This window comes from Oceanicola sp. D3, assembly GCF_006351965.1.
Taxonomy (GTDB): domain Bacteria; phylum Pseudomonadota; class Alphaproteobacteria; order Rhodobacterales; family Rhodobacteraceae; genus Vannielia.
Window position 1 is genome coordinate 803068 of record NZ_CP040932.1, and the last position, 26902, is coordinate 829969.

Below are 26902 nucleotides of genomic sequence, written 5' to 3' on the forward strand. Positions count from 1 at the left end.
TCGGCTATCCCTGCGCGATGTGGAAGCCTGAAATGAGCTGCCGCAGCCCAAGTGCCGCACCGGCAAAGATCGCGGCGAAGGTGACGGGCGCCGACCATGCAAGCACCGAAAACGCGCTTATGCCCTGTCCCACAGAGCAGCCCACCGCCAGCACCGCACCCGGCCCCATCAGCGCCGCGCCCGCCATCTGGCGCTTCAGTTCGCGCGGGTCTTCGCAGGCCTCCCAGCGAAAATGCCCCTTGATGAGCGAGCCCGCGAAAGCGCCGATGAGCACGCCCGCCACAGAACCCACGCCAAAACTCAGGGTGTTTCCGCTCGCCGTCATGACCCAAAACATCGTATCGCCCAACGGCTGCGAAAAGGTGTGCGTGGTGATCCGCTCGCCCGCAAAGCCCGTGTGCGCCACCCAGAATGTGCCCAGCCAGCCTGAAAGCACCGCCAAGCCCACCGCCACGCCCCAGGCCATGTGCCCGGGCGCGCGCAGCATCTCCCGACTGGCGAGCCCCAGCACCAGAAGCGCCACGCCCACGATGAGCGCCACCACCACCGGCGAGATCCCGGCCATGCCGCCGAGGCTCTCGGCAAATCCCTGCGGCGCAACCGCCATGTCATCCACCGGAAACAGCCAAACCCGCGCCCGCGCCAACGGGCCGGACAGCACCGCATAGGCCGAAAGCCCCATCACCAGCACAATGATGAACCCGCGCAAATCGCCGCCGCCCAGCCGGGCCAGCGCGCCGTAGCCGCAGTTGCCCGCAATCGCCATGCCATAGCCAAACATCAGCCCGCCAAGGATGCTGCCAAGCGGGGTCCAGACGCGGGAGAGGTAAAGGGTTTCGGCAGGGTCGAAGTGCCCGCCCGCCCTGGCCAGCGCCACGCCGATGACGGCGGTGCCGATGGCCAGCGCCCACATGCGCAAACGGCGGCTGTCACCCGCATAAAGCAGGTCTTCAATCGCGCCGAGCGTGCAAAACCGGCCAATCCGCGCGGCCAGCCCCAGCAAAATGCCACCGGCCAGCCCCACGAGGGCCACGGCATTGGCATCGCCGATGCGGTCTAGCACTGTGTCGAACACCCGGCTCTCCTCCCCAAGCCCCGGACGCCCGCAGCGGGCCGGTCAGCCCTCCTTGCAGAACATCTCGTAGACAACTTCCATGATCTTCTTCGGGCGCTCATCCGCAAGGCTGTAGTAAATTGCCTTGCCCTCGCGCCGCGGGGTCACCAGCCCTTCCAGCCTCAGCCGCGAAAGCTGCTGCGAAACCGCCGCCTGCCGGGCCGAAAGCAGCTCTTCCAGCTCGGTCACCGTCTTCTCGCCCGTCGCGAGGTGGCACAGGATCATCAGGCGGCCCTCATGGCTGATCGCCTTGAGAAAGTTCGCCGCGTTGGTGGCATTGGCCACCATCCTGTCCATGTCCTCAGCGCACATGTTCTTGTCAAACACCGGAAGGCCCGGCTTGTCATCCAGCATGTTTTGCGTCCCCTCGGTCCTCATCCCTCGGCCCCGGCCTCCTGTGATCCGGCGGGCAGCGCCACGCCGTTCTGTTCCATCATCTGCCCCAGCAAGCCCCAAAAGAAGTCCTCGCCCGGATAACCTTCAATCCGCCCCAACTCCGCGCCATCGCGCACCAGCACGAAGGTCGGCGTAAAGTGTAAGCCACGCTCAAAGGCAATGTCATCCGGCGGCGCGCCGATCATCTCTCGGCGCAGCGGCGCGGCGCGGCCCTCTGGCGTCTTGCCATAAATCGGGCCGATCTCCTTGTTCCAGCGCGCACACCATGCGCACCCGGCCTCTTCCACCATAACAAGCACCGTCTCGGCCCGTGCCGCAATGGGCAGGACCGTGAGGGTCAAGCTCAGAAGAAGGGCCGCAAGCCGCAAGGGCACCGATCCCGATTGACGTTCCATTCAACAAACTTAATATGATAATGGGTCTGAAACAAGGGAGGACGGGCCATGCTGCTCGACGTGGGCATCTGGAGTGCCTTCATAGGCGGGTTGGTGGTGTTCTTCTCCCCCTGCGTGCTGCCGATCGTGCCGTTCTACCTGTCTTACATGGCCGGGGTCGGCATGTCCGAAATCTCCGCCGATGGCACGCTGGCCCGGGGTGCACGGCTCCGCCTGATCGCTTCGGCGGTCATGTTCTCGCTCGGCATGATGACGGTGTTTGCCGTGCTCGGGGCAGGGGCCTTTGCCATCTCCGAGCTGTTCAAAACCTATATCGACTACTTCCGCTACGCCGCCGGGGCCCTTGTGCTCATCATGGGCCTGCACTTCCTTGGCGTCTATCGCATCGGCTTTCTCGACAGGACGCTCCAGATGGACGCGGGCGACACTTCCAACATGACCATATGGTCCAGCTACCTCGTCGGCCTCGCCTTCATGGCTGGCTGGACACCCTGCGTCGGCGGCGTGCTCACCGGCGTCTTCATGATGGCCTCCACGGATGAAACCGCATGGCGCGGGCTGCTCATGGTCAACGTCTTCGGCGCGGGCATGGTGCTGCCCTTCATCATCGCCGCCCTCTTCACCGCGCCCTTCATGCAGTTCGCCGGGGCCTTCCGCAAACACCTCGGCAAGATGGAGAAAGTCATGGGCATCTTGCTCATCCTCTTTGCCGTCCTAATTCTCACCGGGACCGTCAACGCCATCGCATGGTGGCTGATCGAGAAGTTCCCGGCCTTCACCAGCTAGCAACGGGAGAGACCCATGAAACGCCTCCTAACCCTCTTCGCGGCCCTCTTCATGGCCACCACCACGGCGCAGGCCGAGATCGGTGACGACGGGCTGCACAAGGAGCCTTGGTTCCGCGACACCTTCAAGGACATGTCCGAAGACCTTGCCGAGGCAGGCGAGGAGGGCAAACGCTTCATGGTCATCATCGAGCAACGCGGCTGCATCTACTGCAGCAAGATGCATGAAGAGGTGTTCTCCGACCCGGCGGTGAAACAGCTGATCGAAGAAAACTACTTCGTCGTGCAGCTCAACATGTTCGGCGACATCGAGGTTGTCGATTTCGACGGCGAGGCAATGGCCGAGAAAGACATGGTCAAACGCTGGAACGCCCTCTTCACCCCAACGATTCTCTTCTTTCCTGAGGAGGTCGCCGCTGGGCAAACCGGGGCCGAGGCCGCCGTTGTCACCATGCCGGGCGCCTTCGGCAAATGGACCACGATCAACCTGCTCAACTGGGTGCTGGAAAAGGGCTATGAAGGCGAAGAACCTTTTCAAAAGTATCACGCCCGCAAGTTTTCCGAGCAGCAGGGATAGGCGAATGCTGCAGTGCAACATAATCAAAAATTCAGGTAAATGAATTTGTTGTTGCGGCCTCGCGCCTATCTGCGCTACCGTATACAGACGAGGCAGCGGGCTCGCGCCCGGCTACCCAAGGGAGGGACCATGAAAAAAACACTCGGAGCGATCGTCGCCCTGTCTCTGGCTGCAGCCACAGGCGCGGCCATGGCCGAAACCGTCGCACCCACCGCCGTCGTCTACGACGAATACGGTGCCATCGAGGGGTCGCTGACCGGCGCGCCGGGCGATGTCGCCAACGGCGCCGTGCTGATGAACAAGGGCTCGGGCAACTGCGTGGCCTGCCACCAAATCTCGGCCCTGCCCGAACTGGCGTTCCAGGGCGAGATCGGCCCGCCGCTGGACGGCGCAGGCAGCCGCTGGAGCGAAGCCGAACTGCGCGGCATCGTCGCCAACGCCAAGAAAACTTTCGAAGGCACCATGATGCCGTCGTTCTACAAGACCGAAGGCTTCATCCGTCTGGGCAATGCCTACACCGGCAAGGCCCATGCTGATGGCGAGGTGGCCCCGCTGCTCACCGCCGAACAGATCGAAGACGTCGTCGCCTTTCTGATGACGCTCAAGGACGAGTAACAGACCCACAGCCGCGCCCGCACCGGCGGGCCGCATAGGAGGCACCATGATCCTGACAAGACGAGACACCCTGCTTCTGGGCGCGGGCGCCGCACTGGCCGCCACGCTGCCCATGCCCGCCATGGCCGACGCCGTGGCCGATCTCATCGCCGAATTCACTGGCGGGGCCGACGTGGCCGAAGGCGGCGTTGACATCGACGCGCCCGAAATCGCGGAGAACGGTAACACCGTGCCGATCGGCGTGAGCGCCGAGGGCGCAGAGAGCATCATGGTGCTGGCCACGGGCAACCCCACGCCCGCCGTCGCCACCTTCACCTTCGGCCCGCTGGCCGCCAGCCAGGCCGGGTCCACCCGCATCCGCCTCGCCAAGACCCAGGATGTCGTGGCCGTGGCCAAAATGTCCGACGGCAGCTTCAAGCGGGCGTCGGCAACCGTGAAGGTCACCATCGGCGGCTGCGGCGGCTGAGGCAGAGAGTTAGAGGAGACAAGCAAAATGGCATCTGGTGTCAAACCCCGCGTCAAAGTCCCCAAGTCGGCCTCTGCCGGCGAGGCGATCACGATCAAAACGCTGATCTCGCACCCCATGGAGAGCGGCCAGCGCAAGGACGGCGACGGCAACGTCATTCCCCGTTCGATCATCAATCAGTTCACCTGCACCTTCAACGGCGAGACCGTGATCGACGTGAAGATGGAGCCCGCGATCTCGACCAACCCCTACTTTGAATTCGAGGCCACCGTGCCCGAGTCGGGGACCTTCGAGTTCACATGGCAGGACGACGACGGCTCAACCTACACCGAGTCCAAGGAAATCACCGTCGGCTGATCGCCGCCGCGCACGTTCAGGGAGGGACGCGTGACAAAAGCAAGCAAACGCGCAAGCTACATCGCACTCATAGCGGCTTCCGCCTTCGCGGTGGCCGCCCATGCCGGACCGGATGAAGACAGCCTCGTCATCAATGGCGAGACCGAGATCGTCACCGAAACGGCCGCCCCCGACCACCTGTCGGATGCCATCGATACGATCTACTCCGGCTGGCGCTTCCGCACCGACGAAACCCAGTCGCTCGAAATGGACGACTTCGACAACCCCGGTATGCTCACCGTGGATGCCGCGATGGATGCCTATTCCACCGCCGAAGGCTCCGCCGGCAAAAGCTGTCAGGGCTGCCACGAAGGCGTCGAAAGCTTTGCGGGCCTGACGCCAACCATGCCCAAGGTCGATGAAGAGACCGGCAAGCTGGTGACGATGGAAGATCAGATCAATACCTGCCGCACCGAGCGGATGGGGGCCGATGCCTGGAAGTGGTCGGGCAACGACATGCAGGGCATGGTCGCCCTGATCGGCCTGCAATCGCGCGGCATGCCGATGAGCGTGGCCATCGACGGGCCCGCCGCCCCCTTCTGGGAGCAGGGCAAGGAGATGTATTACACCCGCTACGGCCAGCTTGAGCTGTCCTGCGCCAATTGCCACGAAGACAACTACGGCAACATGATCCGCGCCGACCACCTCAGCCAGGGGCAAACCAACGGCTTCCCCACCTACCGGCTGAAGCAGGCCAAGCTGATCTCCAAGCACAACCGCTTCCGTGGCTGCATCCGCGATACCCGCGCCGAGACCTTCGCCGAAGGCTCCGACGAGTTCCGCGCGCTGGAGCTTTACGTCGCCTCGCGCGGCAACGGTCTCTCGGTCGAAACTCCGGCAGTTCGCCAGTAAGCTAGGCCCGCGTCGGAGTGATCCGGCGCGGGTTTTCTGTCCCCGACAGATGCATACATGCGCATATAACTAAAGGATGAGTCTTCCATGATCTCCCGCCGCGATTTCCTTCAAGTCGGCATGGCCGCTTCCGCCCTCCTCGGCACCTCCGGCTTCGGCAACTGGGCCCGCCTCTCGGCGCAGCAGGCCCTGACGCAAGATCAGCTTCTGGAGTTCGACACCTTCGGCAACGTCTCCCTCATCCACGTCACCGATATCCACGCGCAGCTGAAGCCCGTCTACTTCCGCGAGCCCTCCGTCAACCTCGGCGTCGGTGCCAACAAGGGCGCGGTGCCCCACGTCACCGGCGCCGACTTCCGCCGCCTCTACGGCATCGAAGATGGCACCCCCTCGCACTACGCCCTCTCCTCCGGTGATTTCTCTGCCCTTGCCGCGCAATACGGCCGCGTCGGTGGCATGGACCGCGTCGCCACCGTCATCAATGCCATCCGCGCCGACCGCCCCGATGCCCTCCTGCTCGATGGTGGCGACACATGGCACGGCTCCTACACCTGCCTGAAGACGCAAGGGCAGGACATGGTCAACGTGATGAACGCCTTGCGCCCCGACGCCATGACCTTCCACTGGGAGTTCACGCTGGGCTCCGACCGCGTGAACGAGATCGTCGAGGGCCTCCCCTTCGCCGCCCTCGGCCAAAACATCTTCGACGCCGAATGGGACGAACCCGCCGAGCTTTTCGCCCCCTACAAGATGTTCGAGCGCGGCGGCACCAAGATCGCCGTCATCGGCCAGGCCTTCCCCTACATGCCCATCGCCAACCCCGGCTGGATGTTTCCCGAGTATTCCTTCGGCATCCGTGACGAGCATATGGCCGCAGTGGTGGAGGAGGCCCGCGCCGCCGGGGCCGAGGTGGTCGTCGTGCTCTCCCACAACGGCTTTGACGTCGACAAGAAGATGGCCTCCGTCGTGCCAGGGATCGACGTGATCCTCTCCGGCCACACCCACGATGCGCTCCCCGAGCCGGTGGTGGTGGGCGACACCATCGTGGTGGCCTCCGGCTCCCACGGCAAGTTCGTCTCCCGGGTGGATCTCGACGTGCGCGATGGCCGGATGATGGGCTACCGCCACAAGCTCATCCCCATCTTCTCCGACGTCATCGCCGCCGACCCGGAGATGACCGCCCTCATCGACGAACAACGCGCGCCCTACGAGGCCGAGATGGCCGAAGTGATCGGTCAGAACGACACCACCCTCTACCGCCGCGGCAACTTCAATGGCACATGGGACGACCTGATCTGCGACGCCCTCCTCTCCGAGCGCGACGCCCAGATCGCCATGTCCCCCGGCGTCCGCTGGGGCGCCTCGATGATCCCGGGGCAGGACATCACCCGCGAGGACATCTTCAACGTCACTTCCATGACCTATCCCAACGCCTACCGCACTGAAATGACGGGCGAGTTCATCAAGGTCATCCTCGAAGACGTGGCCGACAACATCTTCAACCCCGACCCCTACTACCAGCAGGGCGGCGACATGGTCCGCATCGGCGGCATGGGCTACCAGATCGACATCAACAAGCCCCAGGGCGAGCGCATCTCGGGCATGACCCTGCTCTCCTCCGGCGAAGCCATCGACCCTGCCAAGAGCTACACCGTCGCCGGCTGGGCTTCGGTGAACGAAGGCACTGAAGGCCCGCCCATCTGGGATGTGGTCGAAAGCCATATCAAGAAACTCGGCACGGTCACCGCAGGTGACCATGACAACGTGAAAGTGGTGGTCGACTGACCACCACCCACACCCCCCCCCGTGAATGAGGAGCACACCCCCATGAGCGACGATCTCAAACTCTCCCGCCGCGCCGTTCTGGCCGGCACCGCGGCCGCAGCCGCTGGCACGCTGGCCACGCAGGCCCGCGCCGAAGGTGATCCGCTGATCACCGAGGTGCAGGAATGGGCCAGCGGGCTGGGCGAAGGCGTCGATGCCACCCCCTACGGCATGCCTATCGAGTATGAAGCCGACGTGGTGCGCCGCAACGTGCCCTGGCTCACCGCCGATCCGATCTCCTCCATCAACTTCACCCCGATTCACGCGCTCGACGGCACCATCACGCCACAAGGCTGCGCCTTCGAGCGCCATCACTCCGGTGCCATCGAGCTGAAGAAGGAAGATTACCGGCTGATGATCAACGGCCTCGTGGGCCAGCCGCTCGTCTTCACCTACGCCGATCTGGAGCGCTTCCCGCGCGAAAACCATGTGTATTTCTGCGAATGTGCCGCCAATACCGGCATGGAATGGGCCGGGGCCCAGCTCAATGGCGCCCAGTTCACCCACGGCATGATCCACAACATGGAATATACCGGCATCCCCCTGCGCACGCTTCTGGCCGAGGCGGGCTATGATGGCACCACCGAGGGCCGCTGGGTTTATGTCGAAGGAGCTGACGCCTCCTCCAACGGGCGCTCGATCCCGATGGAAAAGGCGCTTGATGACGTGCTCGTTGCCTTCAAGGCCAACGGCGAGGCTTTGCGTAAAGAGCACGGGTACCCAGTGCGCCTCGTCGTTCCCGGCTGGGAGGGCAACATGTGGATCAAGTGGCTGCGTCGCATCGAGGTCACAGATGCCGCCGTCGAAAGCCGCGAAGAAACCTCCAAATACACCGACACGCTGGCCGATGGCACCGCGCGCAAGTGGACATGGGTGATGGATGCCAAATCCGTCGTCACCTCGCCCTCGCCGCAAGCCCCCATCACTCACGGCCCCGGCCCGCTGGTCATCACCGGCATGGCCTGGTCGGGCCACGGGCGCATCACCCGCGTGGATGTGTCCAAGGACGGCGGCAAAACCTGGGAGACGGCCCGCTTGGGGCGCACCCAGGGCGACACCAAGGCGCTCACCCGCTTCTACCTCGATACCGAGTGGGATGGCTCCGAGATGCTGCTGCAAAGCCGCGCGATGGACGAAACCGGCTACGTCCAGCCCACCAAGACCCAGCTGCGCGAGGTGCGCGGGCTGAACTCGGTCTACCACAACAACTGCATCCAGACCTGGCATGTAAACACCGACGGGAGCGCTGAAAATGTCGAAGTTTCTTAATATCTTCGCCCCCACGATGGGGGGCACCGCCGTTCTCCTCGGCTCCGCCTATATCCTCGCCGATCAGTTCGTCGCCGACATCCCCGCCCCCCTGCGCGGCCAAAGCGTGCCCGCCGCATCAGCCCAAAGCGCGCCCGAACCCAAGGCCGAAGAGACGGCGCAAGCCGCCGATGAGGCCGCCCCCGCCGAGGCGGCAGCCGAGGGCGTTCCGGTAACACAGGCCAAATTCGGCCTCGGTCGCCCCGCCACCGAAGATGAAATCGCCGCTTGGGATGTAAAGGTCATGCCCGATGGCCGCGGCCTTCCGCCCGGCTCCGGCTCCGTCGAAGACGGCGAGGTGCTGTTTTCCGAAAACTGCGCCGTCTGCCACGGCGAATTTGCCGAAGGCTCCGGCAACTGGCCCAAACTCGCGGGCGGCGACGGCACCCTCGCCGATGAAGACCCGCTCAAGACCGTCGGCTCCTACTGGCCCTACCTCTCGACCACATGGGATTACGTCCATCGCTCCATGCCCTTCGGCGCGGCACAAACCCTCTCGGCGGATGATACCTACGCCATCACCGCCTACATCCTCTATTCCAACTTCCTCGTCGAAGACGACTTCGTGCTCACCCGCGAAAACTTTCTCGACGTCGAAATGCCTAACGCCAACGGCTTCATCGTCGATGACCGGGCAGAAACCGAATACCCGAACTGGCGCACCGAGCCCTGCATGGAAAACTGTAAGGACAGCGTCGAAATCACCATGCGCGCCACTGTGCTCGATGTGACCCCGGAAGAGGAAGGCGCATCCGAGGCCGCTCCGGCTGAGGAGGCCGCCTCCGAGATGGTGGTCGAAAACCCCGTGGAGGAAACCGCCGACGCCGGGGCCGAAGCCGTGGTTGAGGAGGCTGCTTCCGAAGAAACCCCCGTCGAAGAAACCATGGCCGCCGCTCCCGCCGACCCGGAGCTGATCGCCGCAGGCGAAAAGGTCTTCCGCAAGTGCAAGGCCTGCCACCAAGTGGGCGAGGGTGCCGAAAACAAGACCGGCCCCCAGCTCAACGGCATCATGGGCCGCACGGCAGGCACCGTTGAGGGCTTCCGATATTCCAAGGCGATGGCCGAGGCAGGCGAGGCCGGCCTCACATGGAACAGCGAAACCCTCGCCGGATTTCTGACCAAGCCCAAAGCCTTCCTGAAGGGCACCAAAATGTCCTTCAACGGCCTGCGCAAGGAAAGTGATATCGAGGCGGTCGAAGCCTATCTGGGGTCGTTCGCTGAATGATCCGTCCCCGCGCCGCCCTTCTCATCGCCGCGCTCGGCCTCGCGCCGGGCGCGGCGCTCGCGTCCGAGGTCGGGGATGCGGAGCGCGGCGAGGCGGCTTTCTCCAAATGCAAAGGCTGCCACCAGCTTGGCCCCGAGGCCACCAATCGCATCGGTCCCCACCTCAACACCCTCTTCGGCCGCCGCGCCGCCTCGCTTGAGGGCTTCCGCTACTCCAACGCCTTCAAGCGGGCCGGGGCCAAGGGCCTTGAGTGGCACGCCGATACGCTCGATGCCTTTCTCGAAAACCCCAAGCAACTCGTCCCCGGCACCCGTATGAGCTATCGCGGCGAGGCGGATCCGCAGGTGCGCGCCGACCTCATCGCCTACCTGCGCCGCTTCTCCGACTCTCCCGCCAATATTCCCGAGGCCGATCCAACGGCCCAAGCCACCGACCACGACCTTGATCCGGCGATCCTCGCTCTGACGGGCGATCCGGAGTATGGTGAATATCTGGCGTCGGAGTGCACCACCTGCCACCAGACCTCCGGCGGTGACGAGGGCATCCCCTCCATCACCCTCTGGCCGGAGGAAGATTTCGTCATCGCCATGCACGCCTACAAGCAAAAGACGCGCACGCACCCGGTGATGAACATGGTCGCCGGACGCCTCGGCGACGAAGAGATCGCGGCGCTGGCCGCCTATTTTGCGACCCTGGAGGAGTAAAGGGGCCGCATAGAACAGGGAGGAGTACACATGAAACTCAACAGAAGGACGTTCCTCGGCACCGCTGCCGCAGGCACCGCCGCGCTCTCGGCCCCCATGGTCAAAGCCGCCGCCCACGGCATGCCCCGCGTGGTGGTGATCGGCGGCGGGGCAGGGGGCGCCACCGCAGCCCGCTACATCGCCAAGGACAGCGAAGGCGCGATAGATGTCACCCTCATCGAGCCCACCCGCACCTATTACACCTGCTTCTTCTCCAACCTCTACATCGGCGGCTTCCGAGACCTGCAAAGCATCGCCCACAGCTACGGCACGCTCGCGTCCGACTATGGCATCAACGTCGTGCACGACTGGGCCATCGGCGTGGACCGTGACGCCAAAACCGTCGCCCTCGCAGGCGGCGGCTCGGTGCCTTACGACAAGCTGGTGATCTCGCCGGGCATCGACTTCGTGCCCGGCTCCGTCCCCGGCTGGTCGGTCCTGAGCCAAAACAAGATGCCCCACGCCTACAAGGCCGGCAGCCAGTCCGAGCTGCTGAAGGCCCAGATCGAGGCCATGCCGGAAGGCGGCACCTATTGCATGGTCGCCCCGCCCAACCCCTACCGTTGCCCGCCCGGCCCCTACGAGCGTATCTCGATGGTGGCGCATGTGCTGAAGGAGCGGAACCCCACCGCCAAGATCCTCATCGTCGACCCCAAGGAGAAGTTCTCCAAACAGGCGCTCTTCGAGGAGGGCTGGCAAAAGCACTACACCGGCATGATCGAGCGCATCGGCCCCGACTTCGGCGGTGACAAGGTCGAGGTAAACCCCGGTGAGATGACCCTCACAATCGACGGCTCCGTCGAAAACGTCGATGTCTGCAACGTCATCCCCGCCCAGAGAGCGGGCCACATCGCCGATGCCGCCGGGCTGACAGAGGGCAACTGGGCCCCGGTCAATCCCACCGACATGAGCTCGAAGATGGACGCCGATATCCACGTGCTGGGAGACGCCTCGGCACAGGGCGACATGCCCAAATCCGGCTTCTCCGCCAATAGCCAGGCCAAGGTGGCCGCCAACGCCATTCGTGGCGCGCTGACCGATAGCCGGGTGTTCCCGGCCAAGTTCTCCAACACCTGCTGGTCGCTCATCGCCACCGAAGACGGGGTGAAGGTGGGCGCTTCCTACGAGCCGACCGAAGAGAAGATCGCCAGCACCGACAGCTTCATCTCTCAAACCGGCGAGGACGCAGCCCTGCGCAAGGCCACCTATGAAGAGAGCATCGGCTGGTACGCAGGCATCACCACCGACATGTTCGGCTAAGCCACACCGGCGGGGCGTTTGACACATGTCATGGCGCCCCGCCGAGCTATCTCCATTCTGAAGGCACACCCACGGAGGAGACCCCCATGAAACACATCGCACTCGCCGCCGCGCTCTCGCTGGCCACCCCCGCTCTGGCGCAGGATGCCGTGCTGCACGACTTCGAAGGCAGCTTCGATGATGCCACCTTCGCGGTCGAAAGCGCCATCGTCGGCCAAGGCCTCGTGATCGACTACACCAGCCACGTCGGCGATATGCTCGCCCGCACCGGCGAGGATGTCGGCTCGGATGTAAAAATCTTCGACGCCGCCGACATCTTCCTCTTCTGCTCCGCCGTGGTCTCGCGGCAGGTGATGGAAGCCGACCCGATGAACATCCAGCACTGCCCCTATGGCATCTTCGTCACCGAGAAAGAGGGCAAGGTGCAGATCGGCCACCGCGACTATCCCGAAGGCCCGATGGATGCGGTCGAGGATCTGCTGGAAACCATCATCACAGAGGCCATCGGCGGCTAAAGCCCACCCCGGTTTGATCCGGGTCAACGCGCCCCGCGCGGCTGCGTGGTAGCCCGGTGAAAACCGGAGACACCCCTGATGATCTGGCTCTTCGATACCCTCGGCGAAGCCGCCGCCATCGCCCTGTTGGGCCTCTTCGTGGGGCTGCTCTTCGGCGCGGCGGCGCAGCGCTCCGCGTTCTGCCTGCGCGCCGCCACCATCGAGGTCGCCACCCTCTCGCTCGGCCCCCGGCTTGCAACTTGGCTCATCGTTTTCACCACCGCCCTCGCGCTGGTGCAGGGCGGCCTCGCGCTGGGCTGGCTCGATCTCTCCGAAGCCCGCCAGTTTTCCCAACCCGGCTCCATCTCCGGCGCGGTGATCGGTGGGGCGATGTTCGGCTCGGGCATGATCCTCGCGCGCGGCTGCGCCTCCCGCCTGCTGGTGCTCTCGGCCACCGGTAACCTGCGCGCGCTGGTCACCGGCCTCGTGCTCACGCTTGTCGCACAGGCCTCGCTCACCGGCATCCTCGGCCCGGCGCGCCTCTGGCTCTTTTCGCTCTGGACAGTCCCGCCCGGCCCGGCGCGCGACCTCGGCGCGCTCGCAGGCCTCGCGCCCATTGCCACCGCCGCGCTCTCTCTCGCCGCCTTCGGCGCAGCCCTTGCCTGGGCCGTGCTCGCAGCCCGCAAAAGCCCCGGCCAAATCCTCGCCTCCGCCCTCGTCGGCGTGGCGGTCGCCGCAGGCTGGTATGTCACCTACCACGCGAGCCAGATCGCCTTCGAGCCGGTCTCGGTCAGCTCCATCAGCTTCACCGGCCCGGCGACCGACACGCTGATGGGCCTCGTCGGCAACCCTTCCCTGCCGCTTTCCTTCGGCGTCGGCCTCGTGCCCGGCGTCTTCCTCGGCGCCCTCGCCGCCTCCCTCGCGGCCCGCACCTTCGCCCTCCAGCGTTTCCAGCCCGATACCCCGATGGAGCGTTACCTCATCGGCGGCGCCCTCATGGGCTTCGGTGCGATGCTCGCAGGTGGCTGCGCTGTCGGGGCAGGGGTCTCCGGCGGCTCGGCTCTCAGCGCCACCGCATGGCTCGCCCTCACCGCCATGTGGCTCTCCGCCATGGTCACCTACCGACTGCTCGCCCGCCCCCGCACCATCGCAGCCGCCTAAAATCAGTTTAAAATTCGCCCTGCAGCCAAATCCACAAACCGCCCCCGCAATTAACCTTTCCAATTCGGTTAGAATTGCGCGCACCCGCCCCCCAGGTCACCCCGCCAACCCCATTTTCTTGCTGAAAATATCTCCGGGGGGTGTGGGGGGCTGGCCCCCCACTACGACACCTCAGCCAAAAACGAGGCCCGGGCCCGAAAGCCTACATCGCCACCCAGCGATAGCCCGCGCCATCCTTCTCCGCCCGGCCAATCCCGCCCGGCAGGTGAAAGCCCACCACTGTCATCTGCTCGGCAGCCAGCCGATCCATCAAACCCACCCGCGTTGCCGCCGCCAGCGCCGGATCCTGATCTGCGTTGATCTCCCACCCGGGCTTGGCGAAAGAAACATGATGGTTGTTGATACTGTCCCCCAAGATCATCACGCTCTCGCTGCCCGCCCGAAGCTCAAAGCTCATATGCCCCGGCGTGTGACCAAAGCTCGCCACGGCGGCCAGCCCGGGCAAAAGCTCCTCGCCATCGTCAAACCGCTTCACCCGGTCCTCGATCACTTCCATCCGCCGCTTGGCTCCCACCGCATGGGCCTGCCGCTCCGCCGCGATGCTGTCCACCGTCTCCGGGTTCCACCAATAGTCCCACTCGGCCCGGCCCATCATGTAATTCGCCTCGGGAAAGAGCGGCTCGTCAAAGTCATCCAGCAGCCCCCAGATGTGATCGGGGTGGGCATGGGTGAAAATCACATCCGTCACATCCTCCGGCGCAACGCCCGCCGCGTCGAGATTGGCGGCCAACTCCCCCGCCGATGGCATAAAGTCCGGCCCCGCGCCCACGTCAAACAGCACAACCCTGTCGCCCATCCGCAGCAGGGTCACGTTGCAGGGCGGCTCCAGCGCAGAGGGAGAAACCCCCATCGGCTCCACAATCGCCGCCACCTCCGCCTCGGGCAGCCCCTCGAAGACGAAAGAGCCCGGCAACATCAGGTGCCCGTCGCTCACCGTGGTCAGCCGCGCCCCGCCCAGCGAAATCTCCGCCAGTGCGCGCAGTGGCAGCCCTGCACCCGCCGCCACACCCGCTGCCGCGCCCGCCACGAATCCGCGCCGTGTTATCCGCATGTCATCCTCCCATATCTATTTTTGTGAATATGACTGAACCCACGCGCCACGGCAACGAAAGATGGACGCCGCCGCGCCGCCCGCTATCTTCCGCCCATGCGCCGCACCCTCAAGATCCTCGCCCTCACCCTGCTCGCCCTGCCGCTGCTGGCCTGCGCCCTCCACGTCGCCAACTCCGGCTCCGAGCCGGTGCCACCGCGCCCCGAAGGCACGTTCCGCATCGCCACCTACAACACCCATTACATCCTGCTGAACAAGCCCGAGGGCGCATGGTCCGTTGCCGACTGGGAGCGCCGCCGCGCCCCCATGGCCGAGGCCCTGCGCAAGATCGACGCCGACATCATCGCCTTTCAGGAGATGGAGAGCTTCCAGCGCGGCGATGACGGCTCCACCAACCTCGCCCGCGACTACCTCCTCGCCGAACTCCCCGGCCTCCAAGCCGCCGCCTCCGGCCCTTGGCAGAGCTTCCCGGCCACCCAACCCATCTTCTACCGCGCCTCCCGCCTCACACCGGTGGACGAAGGCTGGTTCTTCTTCTCCGATACCCCGGATGTAATCTACTCGCGCACCTTCAACGGCTCCTGGCCCGCCTTCGCTTCATGGGCCGAGTTCGAAACCGCAGGCGGCAAACGCCTCCGCGTCGTCAACGTCCATTTCGAATACAAAAGCCGCTCCAACCGCCGCCTCTCCGCCGCCCTCGTGCGCGACCGTCTCGCCCCCGTCATCGCCGCCGGAACGCCCACCATCCTGCTCGGAGATCTCAACGCTATGCACGGTGCCTACACGCTCCGCACCCTCGAAGAGGCCGGCCTCACCTTCGCCCCCACCCGCGGTGCGACCTACCACCTCAACGCCGGCATCAACCTCCTCGGCGCGATCGACCATATCGCCGCCTCGCACGGCATCACCGTCACCAAGCCATTGGTCCTGCGCGAAAAATTCATGGGCGAATGGCCGTCAGACCATTACCCCGTCTATGCCGACATCACCCTGCCTTAACCAAAGCGCGCCACGAAGTTCCGCAAGATCTTCTCCGGCTCCGTCACCCGCGCCGCCCGGCACATCGCAATCAGCCCATCCGCCTCGCCGGGGTCAAAATACCCCTTGTTGCGATACACCCTGATCCGCGTTTCAAAGCCGCCCGCATCCGCCTCGGGATGGAACTGCGTGGCATAAACATTCGCCCCATAGCGCACCATCTGAAACGGGCAGGGCCCGCTCTCCACCAACTGCACGCAGCCCTCCGGCAACACCTCCATCGCCTCTTTGTGGCCGACAAAGGCATCAAACTCCGGCGCAACCCCCTCCAGCAACGGGTCGGCCTGCACCACCCGGCACGCACTCGTCCCAACGGCCTCGCCATAGCGCCCCTTGCCGACCGTGCCGCCAAGCGCCTTGCCCAAAATCCCGATCCCGTAACAGCAGCCCAAAAAGGGAAAATCCCGCGCCGCCACCTCGGGCATCAGCCCCAGCACAGCGGCCTCAATCTTTGCCTCTACCGGGCTCTTCTCCTCCGGCGGGTCGCTCACGCAGCCCGGCCCGCCGCCCACGATCACGCCGGAATAATCCTCCAGCCGCACCGCGCCCAGCTCTTCGCAATCCAGCCGCACCCGGCGCGTGTCGGCCTCGGCCAAACCGCCCTTGGCGCAGATCGCCGCAAACTCGTCGTCCGAAGCCTCCGCCTCAGGCCGCAATTGCAAAATCAAAAATGGCTTCATCCCGTAGGGTGGGCAATCTGCCCACCTCCCCAATCCCGAAGTTTCACCGCGGCGCCCCGCCTTCAAAGGCATTCGGCGCGCCATATTCGCAAGGCCCGTCCTGCATCTCCAAATGCAGCCCGTCGCCCTCCCACGGATGCGCCCGCGCCAATTCCTCATCCACCTCGATGCCCAGCCCCGGCCCCTCCGGCGGCACCACATGGCCACCTTCCACCCGGATCGCGCCCTTCACCAGATCACGGTGAAACGCTGTCTCGATGCACTCCACCATCAGCAGGTTCGGAATCGCCACGCCAAGCGCGATATTGGCCGCAAACTCCACCGGCCCGGCATATAAGTGCGGCGCAACCTGCGCGTTGTAAACCTCCGCCATCGCCGCCACCTTCCGCGCCTCGCCAATACCGCCCACGCGCCCCAACGCGGGCTGCAAGATCGCCGCCGCCCCGGCCCGCAGCACCGGCGCAAACTCCGCCTTCGTCGTCAGCCGCTCGCCCGTGGCCACCGGAACCGGCTGCCCGCTGGCCACCTTTGCCATTGCGCCCACGTTGTCTGGTGGCACCGGCTCCTCGAACCAGAGCGGGTCGCAATGCGCAATCGCGCGCCCTATCCGCAAAGCGCCGGAAACCGAAAACTGCCCATGGGTGCCAAAGAGCAAATCCGCCCGGTCCCCCACCGCCGCCCTGATCTGCTCGCAAAACGCCACCGAGCGCGAAATATCCGAGGCCGAAGGCTCATGCCCCCCGCGCACCGTGTAAGGCCCCGCCGGGTCAAACTTCACCGCCGTCCAGCCCTCTGCCACCCGCTGTGCCGCTACCTCAGCGGCCATTTCAGGGCTGCTCCAAAACTCGGGCAGCGCCATCCCGTCCTCGGGATACAGGTAAGTATAAGCCCGAAGCCGATCATTCGTGCGCCCGCCGATCAGCGCCCAAACGGGCCGCTCCCGCGCCTTGCCGATGATGTCCCAACAGGCCATCTCAAGGCCGGAGAACGCCCCCATCACCGTCAGGTCAGGCCGCTGGGTAAACCCGGCCGAATAGGCCCGCCGAAACATCAGCTCAATATTCTCCGGGTTCTCCCCCTCCATATGCCGCGCAAACACATCCGCGATCACACCTCGCATCGCCTCCGGCCCCACCGAGGCGGCATAAACCTCGCCCCAGCCTATGATCCCGCAGGCCGTGGTGAGCTTCACCAAGATCCAGTAACGCCCGCCCCAACCGGGGGCAGGGGGCGAGGTCACGATGATATCCAGATCGGCAAGTTTCATCGCACTACCCCATCACGTTCCAGCCCGGCTCATCAAGGCCTCCGGACCTTTCTTCGCCCCGCCCCCCGCGAGGACGCCCCGAAGGGCGGACGAGCAAAGCATCCTCCGCGAGGACGCCTCGAAGGGCGAACGAGCAAAACACCCCCGCGAAGACGCCGCGAAGGGCGGATGAGCCCACCCAGCACCCCTCAAAACACAATCACATTCCGCCGCGCCCCACCGGCCTTGGTGTCCGCAATCGCCTCGTTGATCTGCTCCAGCCGCCACGTCCCGCTCACCAGCTCATCCAGCTTCAGCCGCCCCTGCCGATATAGCTCCACCATCCACGGAATATCCCGCTTCAGCACAACCTCGCCCAGCAGCGACCCCTCAATCTTCTGCCCCAGCGCCGCCACCATCACCGGCTCCCATGCCGCCTGCTCGCCCGAGTGCGGCATCCCCACCGCAAAGACCCGCCCGCGATAGCCCGCATAATTGAGCGCCGTCTCATACACCGGCGTCGCGCCAACGGTCACAAACACCGCATCCGCCCCCTTGGGCGCAATCTCACGCATCGCTTTCCACGGTTCCGGCGCGCTCGCCAATATCCCGTCCGTCGCCCCAAACTCTTTCGCGGCAGCCAGCTTCTCGGCGCTCATATCCACCGCCACGATCCGCGCCGCGCCTGCGATCCGCGCGCCCTGAACCGCGTTCAGCCCCACGCCGCCCGCGCCGATCACCACCACCGTCTCGCCCGGGCGCACGCGGGCGGTGTTCACCACCGCGCCCACGCCGGTAATCACCCCGCAGGCCAGCAGGCAGGCCGAGGTGGCCGGAATATCCTCATCCAGCGGCGCAAGCTGGCTCTGGTCCACCACCACCCGCTCGGCAAAGGCCCCGGTGCTCAGCCCGTGGTTCACCCCCGCGCCGTTCTGGCTGATCGGGCTCTGCGCGTCCCGGTCATAGCCCGTTTCGCAGTAAACCGGCGCACCCTCGGCGCAGCAGCCGCAGTGCCCGCAGGCCCGCAGCATCGTCACCAGCACCCGCGCGCCCTCTGCCAGCCCGCGCACGCCCGGCCCGGTCGCGGCAACGCGGCCCACCGCTTCGTGGCCGTAAACCGCCGGAAGCCCGCCGCCCCATGCGCCCTCGGCAAAGTGGATGTCCGAATGGCAAATCGCCACCGCCTCCAAAACCACCTCTACCTCGCCTTCGCGCGGGGCGGCGAGGTCCACCTCTTCGATGGCCAAAGGCGAGCCAAATTCGCGGGCCACAGCGGCCTTGATCGTCACCATTCGCCGCTCCTATTCATATTTGCATAGGTATGGTTTGTGCATAGGATGTGCATGGGTTGTGCATGTGCGCTTTCCCGCACACCCCGTCTCAACACGGTTAATTTCCCGCCCATCCATACATTTCTGAATAGGTCAGTCGTCAAAGCGCAAATGCGCCATGATCTGCCCATGGTCAGACGCCAGTTTGTTGTAGGGGGCCTCCGGGTGCGAGCCGTCGGTCAGGTGGTCATTGAGGACGCTGAAATAGTCCATGCTTCCAATGGCTTGTTCGAAGTCCGGGTGGAAGTGGCGGGAGAGCAGGATCTGGTCGATGCTCTCATAAACCCCGCCAAAAGCCGCCGTGTAAACCATGTCGCGCAGGCTCTTACGCACAAACAGCTTTTCCGCCGAATGCAGCCGCGTCGAGTCTACGCTTTCTGTAATTTGTGCATTTTCTTCAACGCTATAGCGGTCCCCTTGGTGCTTGGCATCATGCCGCCGCATCCAAGCATAATTCTTGAAGGGGGCCTCTCCGGTGATGATCTCGCTGCTCACCGCATGCTCGCCATCGTTCAGATCGCCTAACACGATGACAGGATTGCCTCTTTCCAGTTCCGCCACCACCTCGCGCCGCAGCACCCAAGCCTCCGCCATCCGCCTCAGCGCCGAGCGAAGCGAGCCCATCGCCCGGCCCACGGCGTCATAGTCCAACAGGTTGGCTTCATTGGCAAATTCCGCCCCCTCAGGGGTGATGAACTCGCCCAGCTTGCTCTTCAGGTGGCAGTTGAAGACCGTCACCACATGCGCGCCCACCGGCACTTTCACCTTCAAAATGGGTCGCGAAATCCGCTTCAGCTTAAAGCTCCCCGAGCCCTCGCCGCCAAGGTCGCGCAGCGGAATTTCAAGAGGTTTATCAAGCACCTGGATCACCTTCGGCGCCCCGACAAACCCATTGCGCGATAGCACCGCAAGCCCCGGCCTGCGCTCTCCCGGCGCGCCGTCCTGCGCATTGGGCGCAAAGGCCAGCGCAGCATCGCCATAGGGCTCATAGGCCAGTTTCCGAAAGATCGCCTTACGGTGATAGGGCTTGCCCTTGTCCGGCACCGATACCGCGTTGGAGGCCTCGCCCATCCGATCCGCCTGCGCAACCACATCGCGCAGCGCCTCCTCCTCGAAAATCTCTTGAAAACCAATGAGATCAGCGTTGAGCGAGGCCACCTGATCGGCCAGCCAATTGGCCTTCCACGCGTATTCCTCGGGCGTGTATTTCTCGAAGCGGTAATACTCTTTCTCCGCCCCGATAAGGTTTTTCACGTTGAAGCTCGCCACCGTCCAATCGGTCATGCCGCATCTCCGTAAGTGTCTATTGCCTTTGCAAAAATCCGCGCGTCCACATTGCCGCCGCTGACCACCACCACCACATCTTCGCCGGTGATGTCATCGCCGCGAAACAGAGCCGATGCCAGCGCCACGGCCCCGCCGGGCTCCACTACGATCTTCAGCCGCAAGAAGGCCAGCGCCATTGCGCGAAGCGCCTCCGCGTCACTCACCGCCATGCCCGGCCCGCAGAGCCGTTTCATGATCGGAAAGGTCAGCTCGCCCGGTCGCGGCGTCACGATCGCATCGCAGATTGATCCGCTAAGTGCTTCGTTGCTTTGGATATTTCCGGCAGCCAGCGAGCGGGCGACGTCGTCAAACCCCTCCGGCTCTGCCGTGCGCACTCGAAAGCTCGGCGCGGCCTCTTCCAACGCCAGCGCAATGCCCGAGGTAAGCCCACCGCCGCCGCAGCACACGAGCACCTCGCCGCCGTCCACTTCCACCTCGGCGGTCTGGCGGGCAATTTCCAGCCCGCAGGTGCCTTGCCCTGCAATCACCTGAGGCTCGTCATAGGGGCGGATCAGCGTCAGCCCCCGCGCCTCGGCCAGTTTGGCGCCAATCTCCTCGCGGCTTTCCGTGGCGCGGTCGTAATGCACAACCTGCGCGCCATAAGCCTTTGTGTTGGCGACCTTTATCGCCGGGGCATCCCGCGGCATCACGATCACGGCCTCTCGCCCATGCGCCCTTGCTGCCGCCGCCACGCCCTGCGCATGGTTGCCCGAGGAATAGGCCAGCACGCCGCCATCGCCCTCCAAGGCCGACACGGCCGACCAGCCCCCACGAAACTTGAAGCTGCCGGTCACTTGAAGGCACTCCGCCTTTACCCAAACACGCCGGCCCGCGATTTCGTCAAGGAACGGAGAGTTGAGCAGCGGCGTCACCCGCGCATGCCCGCGCAACCTTTCGGCGGCGGCCTCTATCATCTCGAAATTCAACGGATTTTCTCCAGCCACTGATCCAGCGCCTTCAGCGCCTCGGGCTCGTCGAGGAAGGGGATATGCGCCCGGTCTGGCACTTCCGCATAAATCATATCCGGGTTCATCTCGCGCATCTTACCGGCGGCCTCGGGCGTCAGCAGATCAGAGTTCTCGCCCCGGATCAGCGCCAGCGGCAGGCCCTTCAGCTTCTCGAAAAGCGGCCACGCCTCGGGGATATCCCCCTCGAACGCGGCCAGAAAAGACTTTCGTAGGGCGGGATCGTAATTGATTTTCAACCCTTCTGGCGTTTCATCGTAATGTTTCCGCGCCTCTTCCAGCCAACGCTCGGGCGGCACGTTAACGAAGCCGGGCATCGCGCCGGGCAGCGCAGCGGCCAGTTCAGCGTGGGTCTTTGCCGCCGGGTTGCGGCCTACGTAATCGAAGATCCGTTCCAGCCCGTCGCGGCTCAGGGCCGGGCCTACATCGTTGAGGCAGAGGCCCAGCACCTTGTCGCGCTGCATCGCCGCGAGCCCCATGCCGATCAGGCCGCCTCGCGATGTGCCCAGAATGGCCACTTGGGCCAGCCCGAGGTGGTCGAGCAGTTCAAGCTGGTCCTTCGCCTCCACCGGCACGGTGTAGGTTTCGGCGCCTGACCAGCCAGAGCCGCCGCGCCCGCGATAGTCGGGGCAGATCAGGCGGCAGCCGTTCAGATGCGGGGCGACATAGTCGAAGTCGCTGGCGTTGCGGGTCAGCCCGGCGAGGCAGAGCAGTGGCAGGCCCTTGCCTTCGTCGCGGTAATGAATGCGGGTGCCGTCAGAAGCGGTGAAGCTGGGCATCAGAGCCTTCCTGCGAAGTCGGGTATGGGGGATAGGTCGGTCAACACGTGAGCGGGGCGCCAAGGCATGCGGTCCATCGGCAACCCGGCGCGGTTGACCCATGCGGTCTGAAAGCCATAGCCCGCGGCGGCGGCGGCATCCCAGCCGTTGGACGACACGAAGAGCACATCCTGTGGGGCCACGTCGAGCGCGGTGCCTACCAAATCGTAAACCCGGCGATCCGGCTTGAACACGCCAACATCCTCGACCGAAATCACATCATCCAACACCGCGCCGATCCCGGCAGAGGTGACGGCCCCCATCAGCATCTCGGGCGACCCGTTGGAGAGGATCGCCGTGGCAAAGCCCGCATCCTTCAATTGCTCAAGCATTCCGGGCACTTCCGGGTAGGCGGACAGTTCGAAATAAAGCGCCATCAACCGCTTGCGCAGCGCTTCGTCGGTGAGGTTTTGCTCGGCCATCGCATAGTCCAGCGCCTCGCCGGTCACCTGCCAAAAGTCGGCGTGCTCTCCTGTGATTGCGCGGAGCCAGCTATAGCCAAGCTGCTTCTCACGCCACGTTGCGGCGAGGGCCTGCCAGCAACGCGCCAGCGCCTCCCGGCCCGGTTCCGCGGCTGCTTCACGCGCGGCGGCGGACACGTCGAAAAGTGTGCCATAGGCGTCGAAAACACAGGCTTTGATTGTCATGCCGCCCCCTTTCTCGCGGCAGACTGGCACAGGGGCGTCCGGGGCGGAAGGGGCAGCAGTTGGCTGCTGGCAGGAATCGCCGCGAAGGCGCTCGCGTCAGAGCAGGTAGCGGTCAAGCAAGGCCCAGCCGCCCCAGAGGTGTGCGGCGGTCGTGAAGAGATAGGCCGCCGCCGCCAGCGCGCCCTGCGTGCGGCTCATCGGGCGCTGGTATCGCGCCTCGTCATGTTCGCTGAAGAGCGATTGGGCCGAGATCAGCGCGAAGAAGAACAGCATCGTCGACTGCATCCACAGCGCCGTGGCGGCAAAGGCGGCGCTCATTGCCATGCCCACCACGCGGCCCAGCGGTGGCCAGAACGTTTGCGCGAGGATCTTCACGCAGCGTCCCCCGTCCAGCGGCCAGAACGGCAGCAGGTTGAAGAAGTTGAGCGCCCCAGTGACGATGGCAAAAACCCATGCAGCATGGGCGATTTCCGGCGCCCGCCATGTGAAATATTCCGAGACGGCGAAGCCCAGTACCATCGGCGCAATGCAAATGCCCGGCCCCATCAGGGTGATGAAGAAGCTTTCGGCTTGGGTGTCGGGCAGCCGGTTTGAAATCGCCACGCCGCCCATAAGAGGCACAAGCCGAAACCGGGCGTCAGAGTGGCCTGCCACGCGGTAGGCCGCGACATGGCCAAACTCGTGCACCACGACCGAAAGCGTCAGAGCGATTCCGTAAAGCGGGCCGAGAAGCCACGCAGCCAGGCCAAAGGCGGCCAGACCCAGCAGGATGCCGTTGGTATCCAGTGAATGCACCACCATCCCGCGCGGAGCCATGAGGCCGCCACGCAGCGAAAAGGCAGTAAATGCGCAAAGCGCCACGGCGAGGAGCAAGAGTGTCATGCGCTCCGTATCGTCATGAAATCAGGCCTGAATTTGGCGCAAGAAGGGAAAAGGCTAGAGGTTGTCCGGCTGCGGCATGGACAACACATGAAAGCCCCCATCCACCCGCACGATCTCACCCGTGGTGCAGGCCCCGTAGTCGGAGGCAAGGTAAACCGCCGTGCCGCCCACAGCATCAAGCGTTGCGTTTTCACGCAGCGGCGCGTTGGCCCCGGTAAAGCGGAAGGTCTTGCGTGCCCCGCCAATCGCCGCCCCTGCGAGCGTTTTCATCGGGCCGGGCGAAATGGCGTTCACCCGAATGCCATCGGGGCCAAGATCGTTGGCAAGGTAGCGCACCGAACTTTCCAGCGCGGCCTTGGCCACGCCCATCACGTTGTAATAGGGCGTCACGCGGTTGGAGCCCTGATAGGTCAGGGTCAGCAGCGTGCCCCCTTTGTTCATCAGCGGTGCAGCCCGGCGCGCGACGTCGATGAAGGAAAAGCAGGAGATGGTCATCGAGTTGCGAAAGTTGTCGCGCGTGGTGTTGATGAACCGTCCGGTCAGCTCGTTCTTGTCCGAGTAGGCAATGGCATGCACCACAAAATCGAGCTCACCCCAGCGGTCGCCGATCTTGCCAAATGCGGCATCCATGCTCTCATCGTTCATCACGTCAACATCGAGCAGAAAATCGGAGCCGAGGCTCTCTGCCAGCGGTGCCACCCGCTTGCCAAACGCCTCGCCCTGATAGCTGAACGCCAGTTCGGCGCCCTCGGCGGCCATGGCCTTCGCGATGCCCCAGGCAATCGAGCGGTCGTTCGCCACCCCCATGATGAGGCCACGCTTGCCTCGCATCAATTCAGCCATCGTGTTTATCCGTGATACTTGCTCAAAATCAGAGATCCGTTGGTGCCGCCAAAGCCGAAGCTGTTGGAAAGGACCGAGTCGAGATCAACGTCAAATTGCGTTTCTGTAACGATCTCGCCGGGGTTCAGGCCCGGGTCGAGCTCGGTGATGTTGGCCGAAGCCTGGATGAAGCGGTTTTCCATCATCAAGATGGAGTATATGATTTCGAGCACGCCAGTTGCGCCTTGGCTATGGCCCGCGAGCGACTTGGAAGAGGAGATCGGCGGGGTGCTTCCTTCGCCAAACACCCGGCGGATGGCCTCGACTTCCAACACATCGCCCACCGGCGTCGCGGTGCCGTGTGCGTTGATGTAATCCACTTTGTGATCGCCGATGGTCGAGAGCGCCAGCTTCATCGCCCGTTCGCCACCCTCGCCGGAGGGCGCAACCATATCGGCACCATCGGAGGTGGCACCGTAGCCGGTGACTTCGGCGTAAATCTTTGCACCGCGCGCCTTGGCGTGCTCCAGCTCTTCCACCACCACAACGCCGCCGCCGCCAGAGATGACAAAGCCGTCGCGGGTGGCGTCATAGGGGCGGGAGGCCTTGGTGGGGGTGTCGTTGTACTTGCTGCTCATCGCGCCCATCGCGTCGAACAGGCAGGAGAGCGTCCAATCCACCTCTTCGCCGCCGCCGGCAAAGACCACATCCTGCTTGCCCATCTGGATCTGCTCCACCGCGTTGCCCACGCAATGCAGCGAGGTCGAACAGGCCGAGGTGATCGAGTAGTTGATGCCCTTGATCTGGAAGGGGGTGGCAAGGCAGGCCGAGTTGGTGGAACTCATGCAGCGCGTCACCATGAAGGGGCCCATCCGCTTGGGAGAGCCCTTGTCCTTCACGATGTTATGCGCGGTGAAGAAGTTGGAGGTCGAAGGCCCGCCGGAGCCCATGATCAACCCGGTGCGCACATTGGACACATCGGATTGCTCAAGCCCGCTGTCCTTCACCGCCTGATCCATGGCGATGAAGTTATAGGCCGCGCCCATGCCCATGAAGCGCAGGTTGCGTTTGTCGATGTGCTCGGCAACGTCGATGTCGGGCTTGCCGTGAATGCAGGAGCGGAAGCCGTTTTCAACGTATTCCGGCGCGGCGGTAATGCCCGAGCGCCCGGTCTTCAGGCTCTCGGTAACCTCTTCGGCGGTGATCCCGATGGGAGAGACGATCCCGATCCCGGTGATGACGACGCGACGCATGTAACCTCGTATTCTGGGGTGTGCCCGTTGTTATTCGTCCTGGAACAGCCCGACCTTCATGCCCTCGGCGGTGAAGACGTGCTTTCCGTCAGCGAATATCTTGCCGTTGGCGATGCCGAGTTTCAACTTCCGGTCCATGACGCGGGTGAAATCAACGTGATAGACGATCTGGTTATTGGCCGGTGTGATCATGTCGGTGAACTTCACCTCGCCCACACCCAGCGCCCGGCCCCGGCCCAGCATCCCGCGCCAGCCAAGGTTGAAGCCGGTCAGCTGCCACAGGCCATCAAGGCCAAGGCAGCCGGGCATCACCGGATCGCCCGGGAAGTGGCAGGAGAAGAACCAGAGGTCAGGGTTGATGTCGAATTCGGCCACCACGTGGCCCTTGCCGTGCTCGCCGCCATCGGCCGAGATCTCGGTGATCCGGTCCATCATCAGCATCGGCGGCTCGGGAAGTTGCGGATTGCCCGGCCCGAACAGCTCGCCGCGGGCGCATTTCAGCAGCCCTTCCTTGTCGAATGTGTTCGGATGGTTCGCCATTCGGCCCCGCCTCCCCGTTTTGTGGTACTATTGTTGCGCACCCCTCTACCACCCGGTCCCGCGCAGGCGCAATAGTGGTGGCGGCGCGACAGTGGAGCGCAGTCGTGGTCTATTTCCGTTTGAATTCGGGCAGGATGAACAGATATAATAGATCGCAGGCAGGACGATGGAACCCAACCGAATGCAAAGCGAAGCGCACACGCGCGGATCAGAATGGCTTGAAGCAGGTGGCTTGCGCCCCACGCGCCAGCGCTTGGCCCTTGCCACTTTGCTGGTGGGGGATGGTTGCAACCGCCATGTCACCGCTGAAAGCCTGTTTGAAGCCTCACGTGCGGCGGGCGATCGGGTCTCTCTCGCCACGGTTTACAACACATTGCGCGCCTTCTGTGATGTGGGCCTGATGCAGGAAATCACCGTTGACGGTTCGAAGAGCTACTTCGACACCCGCACCGATGATCACCCGCATTTCTATTGGGAAGACAGCCAAAAGCTCACCGACGCCCCCACCGAGCAGCTGCGCCTCGCCTCCATTCCGGATGCGCCGGAGGGCACCGAGATTGCCAAAGTGGATGTGGTCATCCGCCTTCGCCGGGTCTGACGCGACTGTCGGGGCGGCACCCGGCTTAATGCCT

The 26902-nt window shown here is 64.4% G+C and carries 30 protein-coding genes; 15 read left to right on the plus strand and 15 right to left on the minus strand.

What is annotated here, in order from left to right:
• Positions 1 to 4: 4 nt before the first annotated feature.
• From FHY55_RS04190 to FHY55_RS04200, 3 genes are read right to left on the minus strand one after another with little or no spacing between them, the layout of a single operon-like run.
• Entirely contained in the window at positions 5 to 1063 is a 1059-nt protein-coding gene (locus FHY55_RS04190; protein ID WP_140015989.1) for a YeeE/YedE family protein, read from the minus strand.
• Positions 1064 to 1117: 54 nt separating this feature from the next.
• Positions 1118 to 1492 (minus strand): ArsR/SmtB family transcription factor, encoded by a 375-nt coding sequence (locus tag FHY55_RS04195; RefSeq protein WP_371707321.1) that lies wholly within the window; start codon positions 1490 to 1492, stop codon positions 1118 to 1120.
• Positions 1489 to 1905 carry a hypothetical protein gene (locus tag FHY55_RS04200; RefSeq protein WP_140012995.1) on the minus strand — a complete coding sequence of 139 codons (417 nt, stop codon included), beginning with the start codon at positions 1903 to 1905 and terminating at the stop codon, positions 1489 to 1491. Before FHY55_RS04200 ends, FHY55_RS04195 begins: the two co-directional genes overlap by 4 nt.
• 48 nt (positions 1906 to 1953) lie before the next feature.
• Between FHY55_RS04200 and FHY55_RS04205 the strand changes: the two genes are divergently transcribed.
• The 13 genes from FHY55_RS04205 to FHY55_RS04265 all read left to right on the plus strand — a co-directional run bounded on the left by FHY55_RS04205 (position 1954) and on the right by FHY55_RS04265 (position 13611).
• Positions 1954 to 2691, plus strand: a complete 738-nt coding sequence (locus FHY55_RS04205) for a cytochrome c biogenesis CcdA family protein (protein WP_254695412.1) — start codon at positions 1954 to 1956, stop codon at positions 2689 to 2691.
• A 15-nt stretch (positions 2692 to 2706) separates the two neighbouring features.
• The gene (locus tag FHY55_RS04210) at positions 2707 to 3267 is read left to right on the plus strand and encodes a thioredoxin family protein (protein WP_140012996.1); all 561 of its coding nucleotides are present in this window, start codon (positions 2707 to 2709) and stop codon (positions 3265 to 3267) included.
• 129 nt (positions 3268 to 3396) lie between these two features.
• Positions 3397 to 3882: a sulfur oxidation c-type cytochrome SoxX gene (gene soxX / locus FHY55_RS04215; protein ID WP_140012997.1), complete on the plus strand. Its 486-nt coding sequence runs from the start codon at positions 3397 to 3399 to the stop codon at positions 3880 to 3882.
• Between the two features lie 46 nt (positions 3883 to 3928).
• Positions 3929 to 4348, plus strand: coding sequence for a thiosulfate oxidation carrier protein SoxY (soxY, locus tag FHY55_RS04220; RefSeq protein WP_140012998.1), 420 nt, complete (start codon positions 3929 to 3931; stop codon positions 4346 to 4348).
• A 27-nt stretch (positions 4349 to 4375) separates the two neighbouring features.
• Positions 4376 to 4705 (plus strand): thiosulfate oxidation carrier complex protein SoxZ, encoded by a 330-nt coding sequence (gene soxZ, locus FHY55_RS04225; RefSeq protein WP_140012999.1) that lies wholly within the window; start codon positions 4376 to 4378, stop codon positions 4703 to 4705.
• Between the two features lie 30 nt (positions 4706 to 4735).
• Positions 4736 to 5596 carry a sulfur oxidation c-type cytochrome SoxA gene (soxA, locus tag FHY55_RS04230; RefSeq protein ID WP_210410535.1) on the plus strand — a complete coding sequence of 287 codons (861 nt, stop codon included), beginning with the start codon at positions 4736 to 4738 and terminating at the stop codon, positions 5594 to 5596.
• A gap of 87 nt (positions 5597 to 5683) precedes the next feature.
• Positions 5684 to 7381 (plus strand): thiosulfohydrolase SoxB, encoded by a 1698-nt coding sequence (gene soxB / locus FHY55_RS04235; RefSeq protein WP_140013000.1) that lies wholly within the window; start codon positions 5684 to 5686, stop codon positions 7379 to 7381.
• A 42-nt stretch (positions 7382 to 7423) separates the two neighbouring features.
• Positions 7424 to 8689: a sulfite dehydrogenase gene (soxC, locus tag FHY55_RS04240; RefSeq protein ID WP_140013001.1), complete on the plus strand. Its 1266-nt coding sequence runs from the start codon at positions 7424 to 7426 to the stop codon at positions 8687 to 8689.
• On the plus strand, positions 8673 to 9953 hold the full coding sequence (locus FHY55_RS04245) for a c-type cytochrome (protein ID WP_140013002.1): 1281 nt from the start codon (positions 8673 to 8675) through the stop codon (positions 9951 to 9953). The genes soxC and FHY55_RS04245 overlap by 17 nt, the downstream gene beginning before the upstream one ends.
• Entirely contained in the window at positions 9950 to 10657 is a 708-nt protein-coding gene (locus FHY55_RS04250; RefSeq protein WP_140013003.1) for a c-type cytochrome, read from the plus strand. Before FHY55_RS04245 ends, FHY55_RS04250 begins: the two co-directional genes overlap by 4 nt.
• Before the next feature lie 30 nt (positions 10658 to 10687).
• Positions 10688 to 11956, plus strand: a complete 1269-nt coding sequence (locus tag FHY55_RS04255; protein ID WP_140013004.1) for an NAD(P)/FAD-dependent oxidoreductase — start codon at positions 10688 to 10690, stop codon at positions 11954 to 11956.
• Between the two features lie 86 nt (positions 11957 to 12042).
• The gene (locus tag FHY55_RS04260; protein ID WP_140013005.1) at positions 12043 to 12471 is read left to right on the plus strand and encodes a DUF302 domain-containing protein; all 429 of its coding nucleotides are present in this window, start codon (positions 12043 to 12045) and stop codon (positions 12469 to 12471) included.
• Positions 12472 to 12549: 78 nt separating this feature from the next.
• Complete coding sequence (locus tag FHY55_RS04265; RefSeq protein ID WP_140013006.1) at positions 12550 to 13611, plus strand: YeeE/YedE family protein; 1062 nt, start codon at positions 12550 to 12552, stop codon at positions 13609 to 13611.
• A 202-nt stretch (positions 13612 to 13813) separates the two neighbouring features.
• Here FHY55_RS04265 and FHY55_RS04270 read toward each other — a convergent pair whose 3' ends face one another.
• Entirely contained in the window at positions 13814 to 14722 is a 909-nt protein-coding gene (locus FHY55_RS04270) for an MBL fold metallo-hydrolase (protein WP_140013007.1), read from the minus strand.
• A gap of 96 nt (positions 14723 to 14818) precedes the next feature.
• Here FHY55_RS04270 and FHY55_RS04275 point away from each other — a divergent pair, with 96 nt between their 5' ends.
• Positions 14819 to 15721 (plus strand): endonuclease/exonuclease/phosphatase family protein, encoded by a 903-nt coding sequence (locus FHY55_RS04275; RefSeq protein WP_140013008.1) that lies wholly within the window; start codon positions 14819 to 14821, stop codon positions 15719 to 15721.
• Here the strand turns inward: FHY55_RS04275 and FHY55_RS04280 are convergent.
• The 11 genes from FHY55_RS04280 to fabA form a co-directional block, all read right to left on the minus strand.
• The gene (locus tag FHY55_RS04280) at positions 15718 to 16440 is read right to left on the minus strand and encodes a glutamine amidotransferase (RefSeq protein ID WP_140013009.1); all 723 of its coding nucleotides are present in this window, start codon (positions 16438 to 16440) and stop codon (positions 15718 to 15720) included. The genes FHY55_RS04275 and FHY55_RS04280 overlap by 4 nt on opposite strands.
• A 43-nt stretch (positions 16441 to 16483) precedes the next feature.
• The gene (locus FHY55_RS04285) at positions 16484 to 17707 is read right to left on the minus strand and encodes a mandelate racemase/muconate lactonizing enzyme family protein (protein ID WP_140013010.1); all 1224 of its coding nucleotides are present in this window, start codon (positions 17705 to 17707) and stop codon (positions 16484 to 16486) included.
• A 188-nt stretch (positions 17708 to 17895) separates the two neighbouring features.
• A complete protein-coding gene (locus FHY55_RS04290) occupies positions 17896 to 18978 on the minus strand; it encodes a zinc-binding dehydrogenase (RefSeq protein WP_140013011.1) in 1083 nt (360 codons plus the stop codon).
• Between the two features lie 132 nt (positions 18979 to 19110).
• Entirely contained in the window at positions 19111 to 20301 is a 1191-nt protein-coding gene (locus tag FHY55_RS04295) for an endonuclease/exonuclease/phosphatase family protein (protein ID WP_140013012.1), read from the minus strand.
• Complete coding sequence (locus FHY55_RS04300) at positions 20298 to 21257, minus strand: threonine/serine dehydratase (protein ID WP_140015993.1); 960 nt, start codon at positions 21255 to 21257, stop codon at positions 20298 to 20300. Before FHY55_RS04300 ends, FHY55_RS04295 begins: the two co-directional genes overlap by 4 nt.
• 8 nt (positions 21258 to 21265) lie before the next feature.
• A complete protein-coding gene (locus FHY55_RS04305; protein WP_371707330.1) occupies positions 21266 to 22087 on the minus strand; it encodes an alpha/beta fold hydrolase in 822 nt (273 codons plus the stop codon).
• Positions 22087 to 22773: a haloacid dehalogenase type II gene (locus tag FHY55_RS04310; protein ID WP_140013013.1), complete on the minus strand. Its 687-nt coding sequence runs from the start codon at positions 22771 to 22773 to the stop codon at positions 22087 to 22089. The genes FHY55_RS04305 and FHY55_RS04310 overlap by 1 nt, the downstream gene beginning before the upstream one ends.
• A 96-nt stretch (positions 22774 to 22869) precedes the next feature.
• A complete protein-coding gene (locus FHY55_RS04315; protein ID WP_140013014.1) occupies positions 22870 to 23655 on the minus strand; it encodes a metalloprotease in 786 nt (261 codons plus the stop codon).
• Positions 23656 to 23709: 54 nt separating this feature from the next.
• On the minus strand, positions 23710 to 24498 hold the full coding sequence (locus FHY55_RS04320) for an enoyl-ACP reductase (RefSeq protein ID WP_140013015.1): 789 nt from the start codon (positions 24496 to 24498) through the stop codon (positions 23710 to 23712).
• A 5-nt stretch (positions 24499 to 24503) separates the two neighbouring features.
• Complete coding sequence (gene fabB, locus FHY55_RS04325) at positions 24504 to 25730, minus strand: beta-ketoacyl-ACP synthase I (RefSeq protein WP_140013016.1); 1227 nt, start codon at positions 25728 to 25730, stop codon at positions 24504 to 24506.
• Positions 25731 to 25760: 30 nt separating this feature from the next.
• Positions 25761 to 26270, minus strand: a complete 510-nt coding sequence (gene fabA, locus FHY55_RS04330; RefSeq protein ID WP_140013017.1) for a bifunctional 3-hydroxydecanoyl-ACP dehydratase/trans-2-decenoyl-ACP isomerase — start codon at positions 26268 to 26270, stop codon at positions 25761 to 25763.
• 181 nt (positions 26271 to 26451) lie between these two features.
• On the opposite strand from fabA, the gene irr reads away from it, so the two are divergent.
• Positions 26452 to 26868 carry a Fur family transcriptional regulator Irr gene (gene irr, locus FHY55_RS04335; protein WP_140013018.1) on the plus strand — a complete coding sequence of 139 codons (417 nt, stop codon included), beginning with the start codon at positions 26452 to 26454 and terminating at the stop codon, positions 26866 to 26868.
• The last annotated feature ends 34 nt before the right edge of the window (positions 26869 to 26902 follow it).